The sequence below is a fragment of the Niallia sp. 03133 genome (genome assembly GCF_052663225.1).
In genome coordinates, this window is record NZ_JBQTCY010000003.1 from 47,980 (window position 1) to 62,507 (window position 14,528).

The following is a 14,528-nucleotide window of genomic DNA, read 5'->3' on the forward strand; positions in this document are numbered from 1 at the left end:
AACGATGAAAAAGATAACCATTATTTTTACAGTATTTCTGCTTTTGCTTTTAACAGGATGCGGTGCTAAACAAAATGCCAGCAGCAAGGAAAAGCTAAAAGTGATTAATATCGCTATCCAACAAAGCTTAACGCCGCTTTTATTAGCGAAGGAGAAAGGCTGGTTTGAAGAAGAATTTAAAAAGGATGGCATTCAAGTAAAGTGGACAGAGTTTCAAAGTGGTCCGCCGCAATTTGAAGGAGTTTCAGCAGGGAAAATTGACTTTGCCGGTGTTGGAAATTCGCCAGTTATTGCTGCACAGGCAGCCGGAATTGGATTTAAAGAGCTGTCTGTTTATCAAGATGGGTTAAAAGGAAATGCAATTTTAGTAAATAAAGATAGCAAGATTAAGAGCATTCGTGATTTAAAAGGCAAAAAAGTAGCAGTAGCAAAAGGAAGCAGTGGATTTGATTTTCTTTATAAAGCAATCGATAAAGCAGGGTTGAAGCCAAATGATGTGCAAGTAATTCAATTGCAGCCAGATGAAGCAAAGCCGGCTTTTGATAATGGGTCTGTAGATGCGTGGTCCATATGGGAACCGTTTATCTCGATTGAAACCATTAATAATGGGGCAAAGGTGCTTACAAATGGAGAATCGCTAGATAACCTATACTCTCCAGCCTTCTTCCTTGTTAGAAGTGACTTTTCCAATCAACATCCTAAGGAAACAGTGCGATTTTTAAAAGTGATACAAAAAGCAGTTACCTACCAAAAAGAACATAGGGAAGAGGTTGTCGACATTTATGCAAATGCAAAGAAGTTAGATAAAAAGATAATAGAGAGTGTTCTTGATAATACAGAGGCAACGAATAACCCTGTAACAGATGAAATAGTAAAGGCACAGCAGGAAACAGCGGATTTCCAATATAAAATTGGAGCGATCCGCAAAAAAATTGATGTAAAAGAAGTAGTGGATAATACGTTTATTAAGGAAGCATTAGAGTCTTCCAAAGAGGAAGGGGCGAAATGATGAGTGACATAAAGGCAATTACTGGTCAAACTCGACCAGTAAAGTTTACAGCGAGTAAACGAAACAAAGCGAAAAAGGGCTTTGGTCAAACGATTCTAAAGGGGCTGGTGCTCCCTATTCTTATCCTTGCTGTTTGGCAGTTGGCTGGAAACATGCAATTAGTTTCTTCTATTGTATTGCCGACACCAAAGGACATTGCCTTATCGTTTAAAGATTTGATTGCTTCAGGTGAATTATGGGCCAATTTGAAAATAAGCATTTGGCGTGCTGCCGTTGGTTTCTTATTAGGGGGAAGCATAGGAATTATTTTAGGTGCAATCGTAGGGTTTTCCAGAAAATCAGAGGATTATTTAGATCCTTCTTTACAAATGCTGCGAACTGTTCCGCATTTGGCAGTCACCCCCCTATTCATTTTATGGTTCGGATTTGGCGAGATTTCGAAGATTTTGTTGATTAGCATGGGTGCTTTTTTTCCTATCTATATTAATACGTTTCAAGGAATAAGAGGGGTGGATAAAAAGCTATTTGAAGTAGCAAAAGTATTAGAATTCAGTCCGCTAAAACAGATGACCAAGTTAATTTTGCCAGCAGCCCTTCCAAATATCTTGTTAGGTGTTCGCTTATCGCTTGGCGTCGCTTGGCTGGGGCTGGTTGTTGCAGAGTTGATGGGATCTACTGCCGGCATTGGCTATATGATTATGGATGCCAGACAATTTTCACAAACAAGTGTTGTGTTTGTAGGAATTATTATTTTCGCAGTAGTAGGAAAGCTGACAGACTCCTTTGTCAGATTGCTTGAAACCAGATTATTAAGATGGCGCGACAGTTATCAAGGGAAAAATTAATGATGGGAGAGATGAAAATGGAAATACTTTGGTTTATACCTACTCACGGGGACGGTCATTATCTTGGTACACCTAGAGGAGGAAGATCATTTAAATATTCGTATTTAAAGCAAATAGCACAAGCAGCAGATCAATTAGGCTACACTGGGGTTCTATTGCCGACAGGTAGATCCTGCCAAGATCCTTGGATCACAGCATCCGCTTTAGCAGCTGAAACAAGATATCTAAAGTTTTTAGTGGCTGTTCGTCCAGGATTAATGCAGCCTCCTGTTGCCGCAAGAATGGCTTCTGCATTAGATCATATTTCGGAAGGAAGACTGCTGATTAATGTTGTAGCTGGTGGAGATCCAGTAGAATTAGCGGGCGACGGTGTTTTCTTGTCACATGATGAAAGATATAAAGAAACAGATGAATTTATGACAGTATGGAAATCTCTTTTAGAAGGAGAGAACGTAAATTTTGAGGGAGATCATATAAAAGTGGAAAATAGCAGTCTGCTGTTTCCTGCCTATCAATCACCAAGACCACCGATTTATTTTGGAGGATCATCCGAAGCAGGGCAGGAAGTGGCAGCTGAACATACAGATGTTTATTTGACTTGGGGGGAGCCAATCGAACAAGTAAAAGAAAAAATTGCATCTGTAAAAGCGAAGGCAGCGAAAAAAGGGAGAACGGTGCGCTTTGGCATCCGCCTTCACGTGATTGTGAGAGAAACAGAAGCGGAAGCATGGGAAGCCGCTGAAAGATTAATTAAGTATGTAGATGACGATGTGATTGCAAAAGCGCAAGCAACCCTTAGCCGCCAAGATTCAACAGGGCAAAAAAGAATGTTTGAACTGCATAAAGGTGATCGCAGCAAATTGGAAATCAGTCCTAACTTGTGGGCAGGAGTAGGATTAACGAGAGGCGGTGCAGGAACTGCGCTGGTTGGCAGTCCTGAATCTGTGGCAGCACGGATAAAAGAATACCAGGAAATTGGGATAGAATCCTTTATCTTCTCGGGATATCCACATTTGGAAGAAGCGTATCATTTTGCCGAACTGGTTTTTCCATTGCTGAATTTTAAAGGGAATAGGGAGAATAATGATTCGTTGGCTTTCTTGCAGGGAGAAACAGTAGGGAACGATTATTTTCCGCAGACTGCTAATGTAAAATAAGAAAAGGGAAGGGAAGGGTGCTCAGTGATGGGCGCCTTTTTATTATGAGAAGCGGCGGAAAAACCGGGGAGAGTGGCGGAAAAACAGGGGAGAGTGGCGGGAAAACAGGGGAGAGTGGCGGAAAAACAGGGGAGAGCGGCAGAAAAACAGGGGAGAGCAGCGGAAAAAACAGGGGGGAGCGGCGGAAAAACAGGGGAGAGTGGCGGAAAAACAGGGGAGAGCGGCGGAAAAACAGGGGGGAGCGGCGGAAAAACAGGGGAGAGCGGCGGAAAAACAGGGGGGAGCGGCGGAAAAACAGGGGAGAGCAGCGGAAAAAACAGGGGGGAGCGGCGGAAAAACAGGGGAGAGCGGCGGAAAAAACAGGGGGGAGCGGCGGAAAAACAGGGGAGAGCGGCGGAAAAACCGGGGAGAGTGGCGGGAAAAGCCGTGAAACAAGGAAAAAACGAAATTAATGCAGGAAAAAACGAAATTCCCCTCAAAAAATCATAGGTTATTCAATGCACGAAAAAAAATATTTTCTGTGGACATAATAATAGGAAGGAAATGCTCATTTTAAGAGCGAAATAGTATTAGTAAGCAAATAAATTGCTTAATCAAAATGGAAGGATGATTTTTATTGTTACTCAAGAGGAAAAACTAAACCAGTTGATTAAAGAGTATTGGGAAATGTATGAAACACATAAGGATTACTCGTATGTTATTAAACCTTCTATGCCAATTATATACTTTGGCGACAGCAAAGAATATTTTGATTCCCCCATCCGCATCATAACTGTTGGATTGAACCCTTCTAAGAGGGATTTTCCTAATGACGACCCTTTCCAAAGATTTCAATCAATGAAACAGGACCATTATTATCATTTCAATCAACAATATATTGCCGCGTTAGATCATTATTTTAAAGAAAATCCATATAAATCTTGGTATGATCCTTCTTTTGAACCGTTATTGAATGGATTAGATGCCAGTTTCTATGGAGGGAAAGAAAATACTGCCCTTCATACTGATATATGCTCGCCTTTAGCCACTATGCCGATCTGGGAGGACTTGAGCAAAGAGGAAAAACATCAACTGCAAGCAAAAGGTGTGCAGCTATGGCACCAGCTAGTGGAGTATCTACAGCCGGATATTATCTTAATCTCTGTCGCTGGGGAACATCTCACTAAAATTAAATTTGAAACAGTAAGAGATTGGGAAACCATTTATACGGTACCAAGCTACAGGCCATACTTAATGAATAGCAAAAAGGTCAAACTAAGCAGCAAGAAAGAAACCGCCGTATATTTCGGAAGAGCAGCTGAATTGCCTTTTGGAATGGTCTCTCCTGACATACAATACACAATCGGAAGCTGTATCAAAACGCTGACCGAAAAATCAAAGCATAAATCTTCCTATTTACCGTTTTTGCATCCAGAATTGGAGGCAGAACAAAACGACACGGGGCTTTTTAACTGGACGGAAGAAGCACAATAAAGTGAACCTTTCCATCAGTGGGGGTTTTCTTTATCCCCCACCTAGCTTCCTCGATTCCTCAGCATCTCCGAGGTGGGGGTTTTACTGCCCGTTAAGAGTGGGATAAATTTAGTTAGTATGAAAGTATAATGCTATCGGTAAAAATTAATAAGCCAAACTAGCTGGAAAACAAAATGATATTTATCCACTAGTTTGGCTTAATCTTTGTAACCTTTGGAAAGACGATCGCCGCTTTTCTTATATAGCTACTCTTTTTTTCTTCGAATCCAGAAACTAAAAATATCATTTCTTAAATAGTCCAAAGAATACATCACTGGCTGGTTTTTTTCATTAAAATGAAGGAGCTTCAGCATCAGTACGGTTGTAGTTGGTGTGCACATTAACTTCTGAGCATTTCGATCAGTAGAGAGAGGCACAACAATTTCTGTATCTGCATGTAAGATGGAGATGCCTTTTTGCATTTGCAGAAAACGAAACAGGGATCCTGAAAATGGAATACGTTCAAATAGATCTCCTACAATTGCTTCTGGCAAAACATTGATGGAAAATGCAACTGGTTCATTATCTGCCGTTCTTATTCGCTTTAGGAGATATACGGGATCCCCTTCTTGGATGCCTAATTTATCCGCCCATTCTTTTGTGCACTTCTCTTTTGTTATACTTTCCTGCCTTTCTCCCTCACTTAAGCCAGAGAGTTTAATCAAATCTCCTATACTTTGCAATTTTTCTAAGCTCTTTGGAATAGAAGGGGGAGGCTTAATCACGAACGTGCCCACCCCATGTTTTACAAGCAATTTTCTTTCTTGCTCCAGTAGCTTTACAGCAGATCGAAACGTGTCTCTGCTAACACCGAACGATTTCGCCATATTATATTCGGAGGGAAGTTTTTCTCCTATTTTCAGCTTTCCGTCCATTATCATTTTTTCAAGTGTTTCTTTAATTTTTAAGTAACTTGACATATTTCTATTACACTCCCAATTACATTTCCCTGCTTTTTCCTATTTATAATATAGCTTATCGATTCATCGTCTATCAAGGTAAAAGTATGCTTGGATTGTATGTTCCTAATCAAGTCTCCCATTTGCTTTCTTTCAAATTGGAATAAATATAGACAATTGCTGAAATGGAGCAGATAAGAAACATGATGACAGATAAAGCCGCGGCCCTTTCGTAAGCCATATAACTGTTAAATTGATCAAACAATGCAATGCCTAACATTTTTGGAGCATTTCCGCCTACTAGATACGGAGTAGTGAATGATCCAATATTACTCATAAATACAAACGTTACGGCAATAAGTGCATCTTTATAGGATAATGGTAAAATTATTTTTCTGAAAATAGTTAGTTTACTTGCTCCAATATCTTTTGCACTTTCTAATAAAGATTCTTTAACCCCGGTTAAAGCGGCAGTAATAATCAACGTTGCAAACGGAATATTAAACCATAAATTTAAAAGAATAATACTTTTATAGCTGTACAATACACCTAATTTCCAATCGAATCCAAGTAGTTTGCTGAATCTATTAATAACGCCAGCATCATTAATAATTAGCATGACCGCATACACGGCTACCATTCCTGGTATAAATCGCGGCAGTAAATTTAAATTATAAAGCCATTTGCTTAATTTTGATTTGCTGAAACGCAGATAAATAGAAAATGGATAAGTAAAGAGCAACGTCAACACTACTGTCGCTATAGAGATAAGTATCGTGTATTCTATATTATCCAGCTGGATTGGTTCGGTAAAAAAATAAGTATAATTAGTAAAGGTAAGAGATCCAGTTTCTGGATCTCGAAAACTTCTAATAACAGCGTTAAGAATCGGATAGACAACAAATAGAATGACTATCGCAAAAGATGGAAGAATGAGAACGTAAGGCGTAAGTTTTTTCATGAATTCTTTTGTCATGTTATCTCCTTTTCCATAAGTCCTATTTTAGTGTGGCAATTTCTTCATCCCATTTTTTAATAAGGTCGGTGCCTAATATTCCTGTACTTGATGTTCTAAATTTACTAATATCAAATTTTGAAATCATTTTTGTATTATCCGATTTAACATTGCTTGTATCTATAACTGGGAAAGCCCCCATTTGATCAAGTAAGATCGTTTGTGCTTCTGACGAAACCATAAAGTCCATTACCGCATGAGCACCCTCTGAATTTCCGCCGATTTTTGGAATAGCTAATGTCGCTAAATTTCCTGTGAATGCTGGATCAATTTGAGCCATTTTAATTGATTCTGGCAAGATGCCTGTATTTATTCCATTTACCACTTGGTCCACCCAAGCAGGAGTTATATCAATTTCTTGATTCGCTAAAAGATCTAATGCACCTTGGTTCTTGTGTGGATAAACTGTTTTTCCACCTGTTTGATACAAATATGGGTGTAATTCCGTTAATAAATCAAATCCAGGCTGCCACTGTTCTTTCCATTTTGCATCGGAAGACATTAGCGCTTCAGCAGGCAGTTTATTATAAACAGATGTAGTGACAAAAGATCCACCTGCTCCACCTGTGCCTGGAGAGTTATAAGCAAATTTGCCTTTATGCTCTTTAATCCACTGATACAATTCTTCGCTTGTTTTTGGAGGATTCTTCACTTTATCAGAATTGTATGCTAAAACTACTGTTGTTCCTCTATAAGGCAAAAGGATATCTTGGCCAGTGGATGTTTGTGCGATCACATTTTTAGCGTTCGGAACCTTGCTTTTGTCAATTTTTTCAAAAAAGTCTTCTCCTCCTTCAGACATATAAGCAGATAATTCCGCATCAGCCACTTCAATAATGTCATAGTCTGTGTCTTTTTTTCCTGCTTTTTCCGCAGCGATTGTTCTATCTCTTAAGCTCTGAGCATTTGTTCCAGAGGAGATAAATTCAACATTCAGTTCATATTTCTTTCCATAGTCACTTTTATTAAAGGAATCAGCAAGCATTTCATACGTATTTTTGACATTATCGGAACCATATGACCAAATAGTAACCGTTTCTTTTTTTGTATTTGACTTCTCCGAATTTGTTGAACAACCTACTAATAATGCACTGGCTAACGAAAGAACTCCTATTGATTTCATTATCTTTTTCATTTGTTATGCTCCTTTTTTATAAGTTTGATATTTTTCGATATGAAAAGAAACTGCCATTCCTTCACTTAAAGTTTGAGATTCTAATCTTGGTACAAAGGCTTTTATATCTTGTTCATCATAGTTGATATGAACGGATGCAAAATGTCCAAGGATCATAACGCTTTGTATCTTTCCTTTGTAGTCCCCAGTTTCATCTATATAGATTTTAATATCTTCTGGTCTAACTGCTAATAGAGCATTCGCTTGAGGAATAAAGTTCATTTCCCCAATAAAGGAAGCAACGTATTGAGAATTCGGGTTGTCATATATTTCAGTAGGTGTTCCAATCTGAGCAATTTTTCCTTTTTCCATAACAACGATTCGATGGGAGAGGGACATTGCTTCTTCTTGATCATGTGTAACAAACACGACTGTAATATTTAATTCTGATTGAATTCTTTTTAATTCTTCTCTCATCTGCATCCGAATTTTTGCATCCAACGCAGAGAAGGGTTCATCTAGCAGCAATACGGATGGTTTAAGCAGCAGCGATCTTGCTATGGCAATTCGCTGTTGTTGACCACCTGATAATTGATTTGGGTATTTTTTCTCTGATTCACCCATTTTGACCATTTCCAGCATTTCGGCTATTTTTGCTTTTATTTGAGCTTTTGGAATTTTTCTCAATTTCATGCCAAACGCTAGATTTTCATAAACGGTCATATGCGGCCATAGGTTATAGCTCTGAAACACCATAGCTGTTGGTCTCTTCTCTGGCACTAAATCGACCACATTTTTACCATCGATAATGACCTTTCCATCATCAATGTCATTAAATCCACCGAGGATTCTTAGTATTGTTGTTTTTCCACAACCTGAAGGACCAAGTAATGTAAGGATTTCACCTTCATAGATTTCAAGATTAATATTTTCTACACCGTCTCCGTTCGGATATTTTTTTGTTAAACCTTCAATTTGTACTTTTAGTGGCAGAGTAGTCATTTCAACACTCCATTCTATTTATTTAACTTTTATTCCACCAGAAATCGAATTCGGATTAATATACTTCTTTAATATCGAAATAATAAAAATGGCAGGGACGATTAAAATTAAGGCAAATACTGCTCCTGCGGTTGCAGGGTAGTCGCTGATGATACCGTACATTTCCGTAGCCATTGTATTAATTTGCGGAAATCCAACCAGCATGGTTCCTTCTGCTTCTTCCAACGATCCTAAAAAAGTAAAGATAGATGCAACGGCTATACCCGGCATGGCCAGTGGCAATGTTATTTTTATAAAGACCTGGAAAGGAGAGGCTCCTACATCTCTCGCTGCTTCTTCCTGTTGAGAGTGAACATTTCTAAATGCTCCCATAGGCAGCCAGACCATAAACATTAGCGTGTTAATAATATGGACGATGATAACTCCTGTAAAAGTCCCCATCAAATTAAACTTGTAAAAGAGAATTCCCATGGAAACGTAAAGCCCCATTTTAGGAAAAGCATTAGATAACAGAAAGGAAAACATCATAATTTTTCTACCCTTGAACTGATATCTTGCTAGAGCATAAGCTGCTGGTATACAGACAAGTAAGGAAACAACGGTTGCAATTGCTGCAATCATGAACGAATTTGTGATGGAAGACATTATGGAATCTTTCGATAAAATAAACTCCCACCATCGAAAACCAAACTCTTGGGGTATAACAGCAGGCACTTGATAGATATTTGCAAATGCAAGCATAAATGTATTAAGCAGCGGACTATAGAAAAATAATAAAAATATCGAAAATAGGGTGAATTCTAAGAATCTTCGTTTTCCTAACGCATGATAGAGTCTATTTGGATTTAAATATTTCATGTTTCCCTCCCTTTTTTTATTCTTTTAGGTATTTCAATCCTTTCTATAGAAGAGAATACTTTACAATTGGTCACAGAATCTGGTACCCATATACTGTCCATTGCAACTGTTAAGTAAGCTGCTGCTTTTTCTCTACCTTTTTCATTACATCAGGAATATTTGTTTCCGCCATATCAATGCCCAATGATTGCAATTCTGCCCATTTTTCTGGATCGTCGCAATGGCCTCCACAAACAAGGTAGCCTTCGTTATGAAGTTCATCTATCACTGCTTTTGAATGAAACATCCAAGTAGTATTGAAAAAATCGGCGTTTACTTCCTTTACAAGGTGTATCGGATTATAAGCTTCCGCAAAAAGAATAATTCCAGCAAACACATTTGCATCTAAATCCTTCATTTTTTTCACTGCTTTATGATTAAACGACATTACTTGAATTTGATTGATTGTTTTCGTTTTTCTAATAACCTCTAAAACTTTTTCTTCTAGATGTGCGTATTTTTCAACATCTTGCTTTAATTCGATATTTACACCCATCCGGCCTTTAGACCACTGAAGCACTTCCTCCAAAGTTGGGATTTCCAATCCAGTAAATTCTTTCCCGAACCAGCTTCCAGCATCGAACCGTTTTAATTCTTCCATCGTGTAGTCTCTTATTTTTCCTTTTCCATCAGTTGTTCGTTCCAATGTGGAATCATGGATTACGACCGGAACTTCATCTTTTGTTAAATGAACATCCAGTTCGATGTAATCGGCGCCTAATTCTAATGCTTTATGAAAGGAAAGCATGGTATTCTCCGGGTAATATTGAGATGCCCCTCTATGTGCTCCTACTAATGAATTCTTATTAGATTGAAATAGTTCTCTCATCTTCATCCACCTCTGATAGAATAGTTTTAAGCTGCTGTTGAATACTTCCATTTGTAGCCATTACATCGCCAGTTTTTAGATCAAGTACACTTCCATCCACTCCTGATACTGTACCGCCTGCTTCTGTTACGAGCAGTATACCAGCAGCAATATCCCATGGAGACAATCCTCTTTGCCAAAATCCATCAATTCTTCCGCAAGCTACATAGGCTAAATCCAAGCTTGCTGATCCGGCTATTTTGATGTTGCGCGATTTTGCGTAGCATTTTGCAAATTCATGACGCAGGGGGCTGGTTGTCGTCCAATCACTTGCACAATAGCCAGTGTGCAATACACTTTCTTTTAAGGAACGACTAGAAACCTGCAGTTTCTTTCCATTTACATAAGCACCTAATCCTTGTCCAGCTGAAAATAATTCGTCTCGATTCGGATCATACACAACCCCCACAATTGGTTTGCCATTTTTCACTATGCCAATGGAAATAGAATAATAGGGGATATCGTGCACATAATTTACGGTGCCGTCAATCGGATCAACAATCCAACAATACTCATCCCTATCAAGGCTGGTAAAGTCTTTATGGATGGATTGAGTTTCTTCCGATATAATCGCATGTTCCGGAAAAATTTCTAGGATTTTGCGCGTAATTCTTTCCTCGCTTAAGCGGTCGATATCTGTAACTAAGTCCAAATGATTTTTCTTGTACTGTATTTTGTCCATATTGCTGCGGTTTTGCACAATCCATTTTCCAGCATCGACTGCAATTTGTTCTGCGTATTTCTTTAACGTTTGTATCAATAGTAAAATCCTTCCTTTTTAACATTTTTCAAAATTATGAGTCGGCATAGCCTGCTTATCTTTATCCTCCTTTAATAGATGTATAGACATCTCAACCTCTATGTGGATAATAGTAATGCTTGTTTATTTAGTTAATGTGAATGGAGTATTAAGATATTATTTTGGTCTTGTAAAGTAGTGCAGTGGTAATGGAACATTACTGAGATAAGGTGTAGTTTTGAATTTTCATCTAATGACAACAGTAGGGAGAAGTTAGTTATAGATGGTAGGAAGCTCTATTTCAGTAATTTATCCCACTCTTAACGGGCAGTAAGACCTCCACCACCTCAAGATGCTGAAAAAATTGAGGAAGCTAGGTGAGGGACAACTGCCCGTAAAAGTCCGAACAATAGAATACAGACTAAGAGCGCCACGTCCTTATGTCTTCGTCTGCATGGCTTACATCCTGTAAGGCTCAAGCTTTCCATCAGTGGGGATGAAGAAAACCCCCACTGATGGAAAGGTTCACTTTATATCCTTGAAATAAATTCTGTTTTATGTTAAATTTTAACTATGTTGTAATGCAAAGTAGTTTAAGAATTTTTTTGCGCAACTATATTGTAAAACAAGATAGTTGAAAGGAGGGGATTTGTTGTCTTCCAGTCAAATACTAAAGGGAATTTTAGAGGGATGCCTTCTGTCGATTATTGCCAAAGGAGATGTCTATGGATATGAAATGATGGAAAAATTAAATACCTATGGATTTACAATGGTTAGTGAAGGGAGTATTTATCCTTTATTACTAAGAATGAAAAAAGAGGGGCTAGTGACTACAAGTCAAAAAGAACTTCCTTCAGGAGGTCCTAAGCGAAAATATTATTCTTTAACAGGAAAAGGAAGAGAAGAATTGGAAGGGTTTAAAGAGAAATGGTGTACTATCTCCATTAGTGTTAATAATTTATTGGGGGAGGAAGATTAATTTGATGAACATCTCGAAAGAAAGTCGTGGTTTTTTAGAAGATTTACGGCTTTATTTATTTTCTAGCGGGAAAAATGAAAAGGAGACGGAAGAAATCATTGGAGAATTAGAAGACCATTTGTATGAGGCTGAAAAAAATGGAAAGAACATTGAAGATATAATTGGAAAGACACCGAAAGAGTATATGGCACAATTAGCAAAAGAAATGTCTTTTGACTTTAAGGCTGTACTAAAATATATCCCTATTATAGTCCTAGGTGGATTTTCTTATATTTTAATGGGGGATGCTTTACACGGAGGAATAAAATACTCCTTGCTTGATATAGTTGGCTATCTGTTTATCTTCTTATTAACTTTGTTTCTTACAGCGGTTTTATTTAAGTATGTTGCAAGCAATGAAATTTCCAAAACAAAAGAATGGCTAATATTTGGTTTGGTCGGCATTACTCCAACGACTTTATTTGTTGCTCTCATGTATTTAGATAGATACTATTACACTCCAGTTATTCAGTTTGGAACAGTTGGGAATATTATAGCAATTGTTTTTTCCATTCTCATTTTCATTGGCATATCGATTTGGAGCAAAACATGGATATCTATTATTCTTCCAATTATTTTATTTTTACCAGAGATCCTTATTAATAAAACTAGCGTTCAAGAGAGTACAAAATTAATCGTGATCGGTATTTTATTTCCGGTTTGTATGGGGATTTATTTTCTTATAATACGAAAAAAAGAAAAACGTTTGTAAAAAAGAGCTACTCCTTTATGTGGCTGAGAGGGCGTTCTTGTGGAAAAAAGTCTTTTTTTACTGTAAGCTGATGCTCATAAAATTAGTGTTAAATAAAAGAGAAAGAGCTAAAGGTCACTTTTAACTCTTCCTCTTTATCAATAATTTGATTAGCTATATCCGAGCATTTCTTATAACCTTGATCATCATTTCTGCATTTGGATAGTTTGCCTCTGTATATTGTTGAATCACTTTTTCTAAATCAAAATCAACTCGTTCGATGGAGGTGCTGATATTTCTTTCCTTTATTTCTACTAAACCATAGGAAGCTTTGGTTAATCCATCAAAAGGCAGACCCACACTGCCGATATTCATGATGATTTTACCGTTTATATATCGAATATACGGTTTATGAATATGTGCATAAATGTAGACTTCCGAATCCGTTCCCGACATTAATATTTCTTCGATCACTGCATCCTCTGTTTGGGGAAGTACGACATCAAATAAACTAGTTGGTGTTGCATGGAAAGCATGGATGGATATGCCTTCTGTTTCAAAATGGAGTTCAGTTGGTAAGCTGTTCAAGTAGTCCCGATCACTTTGCTGTAGTTTGGATACGATCCACTCTCTTTCAAGATTCATTAATTCCAACACTTTATCAGGAACTTCGCCTTTTTGAACGCCACGAATAACCCATTCATCGGCATTTCCCTTAATAATATCTGTGTTTAAGCTTCGAACTAAGTCAAGCGAACGTTTAGGCTCCGGTCCTCGATAACAAATGTCGCCAAGAACATAAATCTTATCAACCTTTTTCTTCTTTATATCTTCTAATACAGATTCGAGTGCAACCGCATTTCCATGAATATCTGAAATGAACGCAATTTTCATCGGCAATAAACGCTCCTTTTAAAATAATGATATTTGACTTTATCCCACTCTTAACGGGCAGTAAACCCCCACTGATGGAAGTTTCACTTTATCGTATCATTTCTTTAGGAAGAAGTTAACTAAGACAATGTAAAGAGAAGTCTGGACATAAAAAAGTCCCCTTCTTATTCAATTATTATTGAACAAAAAGGGGAGAGGACCATCTCGTTAATTATCAATTAGACTAATCCCAGCTTCATGATACCGTTCACCAGCTGCTATGCCGATTGGCGCTATTTCATCTAATTTATTTTTGATTTCTTCTGGCAGGTGAATATCAACAGCACCAATGTTTTCATCTAAATATTCTTTTCTTTTCGTTCCTGGAATCGGGACAATTTGATCGTCTTTTGCTAATAGACAAGCAAGCGCTAATTGGGTAGTAGATATGTTCAATTGTTTGGCCAGTTCCTCCATCATTGTTATTAACTGCAGATTTTTGTGCAAGTTCTCCTCTTGAAACCGTGGGGATTTTCTTCTGAAATCGCTGGCGTCCAGTCCTTCAACCGATTGAATTTTTCCAGTAAGGAATCCTCTTCCTAATGGGCTGTATGGCACCATAGCTATGCCAAGTGTTTGGCAGGTTGGCAATATTTCTTTTTCCACATCTCTTGTCCAAATCGAAAATTCTGATTGTAATGCGGCGATTGGATGAACATTATTTGCACGTATTAATGTTTGGGAAGAAACCTCGGAAAGGGCAATATTGCTATGCATTCAGTCATTATAGTGCTTCAACTTAATGAAATGTTACATCTAGTATTGCTCTACCCCTCTTTAAAATTCTTTTAATCGTAGTATCCCCTAATATAATTTATAGTTCCTTTAT

At 37.8% G+C, this 14,528-nt stretch carries 16 protein-coding genes; 7 read left to right on the plus strand and 9 right to left on the minus strand.

Going from position 1 to position 14,528, the window contains the following annotated elements; all coding sequences use genetic code 11:
- Positions 1–4: 4 nt before the first annotated feature.
- From ACTYBU_RS04940 to ACTYBU_RS04960, 5 genes are all read left to right on the plus strand, one after another.
- Entirely contained in the window at positions 5–1,009 is a 1,005-nt protein-coding gene (locus ACTYBU_RS04940) for an aliphatic sulfonate ABC transporter substrate-binding protein (RefSeq protein WP_445487638.1), read from the plus strand.
- Positions 1,009–1,854 carry an ABC transporter permease gene (locus tag ACTYBU_RS04945; RefSeq protein WP_445488128.1) on the plus strand — a complete coding sequence of 282 codons (846 nt, stop codon included), beginning with the start codon at positions 1,009–1,011 and terminating at the stop codon, positions 1,852–1,854. Before ACTYBU_RS04940 ends, ACTYBU_RS04945 begins: the two co-directional genes overlap by 1 nt.
- Positions 1,855–1,871: 17 nt before the next feature.
- Positions 1,872–3,011: an FMNH2-dependent alkanesulfonate monooxygenase gene (ssuD, locus tag ACTYBU_RS04950; RefSeq protein WP_445487640.1), complete on the plus strand. Its 1,140-nt coding sequence runs from the start codon at positions 1,872–1,874 to the stop codon at positions 3,009–3,011.
- A gap of 72 nt (positions 3,012–3,083) precedes the next feature.
- The gene (locus ACTYBU_RS04955) at positions 3,084–3,500 is read left to right on the plus strand and encodes a hypothetical protein (RefSeq protein ID WP_445487641.1); all 417 of its coding nucleotides are present in this window, start codon (positions 3,084–3,086) and stop codon (positions 3,498–3,500) included.
- Positions 3,501–3,617: 117 nt separating this feature from the next.
- Positions 3,618–4,484 carry a hypothetical protein gene (locus ACTYBU_RS04960; RefSeq protein ID WP_445487643.1) on the plus strand — a complete coding sequence of 289 codons (867 nt, stop codon included), beginning with the start codon at positions 3,618–3,620 and terminating at the stop codon, positions 4,482–4,484.
- 245 nt (positions 4,485–4,729) lie between these two features.
- Here the strand turns inward: ACTYBU_RS04960 and ACTYBU_RS04965 are convergent, their stop codons facing one another.
- The 7 genes from ACTYBU_RS04965 to ACTYBU_RS04995 form a co-directional block, all read right to left on the minus strand.
- Positions 4,730–5,443 carry a GntR family transcriptional regulator gene (locus ACTYBU_RS04965; RefSeq protein WP_445487645.1) on the minus strand — a complete coding sequence of 238 codons (714 nt, stop codon included), beginning with the start codon at positions 5,441–5,443 and terminating at the stop codon, positions 4,730–4,732.
- 109 nt (positions 5,444–5,552) lie between these two features.
- Entirely contained in the window at positions 5,553–6,383 is an 831-nt protein-coding gene (locus ACTYBU_RS04970; protein WP_445487647.1) for an ABC transporter permease, read from the minus strand.
- Positions 6,384–6,420: 37 nt separating this feature from the next.
- Positions 6,421–7,572 carry an extracellular solute-binding protein gene (locus ACTYBU_RS04975; protein WP_445487648.1) on the minus strand — a complete coding sequence of 384 codons (1,152 nt, stop codon included), beginning with the start codon at positions 7,570–7,572 and terminating at the stop codon, positions 6,421–6,423.
- Between the two features lie 3 nt (positions 7,573–7,575).
- Complete coding sequence (locus ACTYBU_RS04980; protein ID WP_445487650.1) at positions 7,576–8,553, minus strand: ABC transporter ATP-binding protein; 978 nt, start codon at positions 8,551–8,553, stop codon at positions 7,576–7,578.
- A gap of 18 nt (positions 8,554–8,571) precedes the next feature.
- Entirely contained in the window at positions 8,572–9,411 is an 840-nt protein-coding gene (locus ACTYBU_RS04985) for an ABC transporter permease (RefSeq protein WP_445487652.1), read from the minus strand.
- 109 nt (positions 9,412–9,520) lie between these two features.
- Positions 9,521–10,279, minus strand: a complete 759-nt coding sequence (locus tag ACTYBU_RS04990; protein ID WP_445487654.1) for a glycerophosphodiester phosphodiesterase — start codon at positions 10,277–10,279, stop codon at positions 9,521–9,523.
- Positions 10,257–11,078, minus strand: a complete 822-nt coding sequence (locus ACTYBU_RS04995) for an inositol monophosphatase family protein (RefSeq protein ID WP_445487655.1) — start codon at positions 11,076–11,078, stop codon at positions 10,257–10,259. Before ACTYBU_RS04995 ends, ACTYBU_RS04990 begins: the two co-directional genes overlap by 23 nt.
- A 631-nt stretch (positions 11,079–11,709) precedes the next feature.
- Here ACTYBU_RS04995 and ACTYBU_RS05000 point away from each other — a divergent pair.
- Both ACTYBU_RS05000 and ACTYBU_RS05005 read left to right on the plus strand, forming a co-directional pair.
- Entirely contained in the window at positions 11,710–12,036 is a 327-nt protein-coding gene (locus ACTYBU_RS05000; RefSeq protein WP_445487657.1) for a PadR family transcriptional regulator, read from the plus strand.
- 4 nt (positions 12,037–12,040) lie between these two features.
- Positions 12,041–12,787, plus strand: a complete 747-nt coding sequence (locus tag ACTYBU_RS05005) for an HAAS domain-containing protein (RefSeq protein WP_445488130.1) — start codon at positions 12,041–12,043, stop codon at positions 12,785–12,787.
- Between the two features lie 153 nt (positions 12,788–12,940).
- On the opposite strand, the gene ACTYBU_RS05010 is transcribed toward ACTYBU_RS05005, so the two are convergent.
- Together ACTYBU_RS05010 and ACTYBU_RS05015 are read right to left on the minus strand one after the other, a co-directional pair.
- Positions 12,941–13,660, minus strand: coding sequence for a metallophosphoesterase family protein (locus tag ACTYBU_RS05010; protein ID WP_445487660.1), 720 nt, complete (start codon positions 13,658–13,660; stop codon positions 12,941–12,943).
- A 207-nt stretch (positions 13,661–13,867) separates the two neighbouring features.
- A complete protein-coding gene (locus ACTYBU_RS05015) occupies positions 13,868–14,416 on the minus strand; it encodes an aldo/keto reductase (protein WP_445487662.1) in 549 nt (182 codons plus the stop codon).
- Between the last annotated feature and the right edge of the window lie 112 nt (positions 14,417–14,528).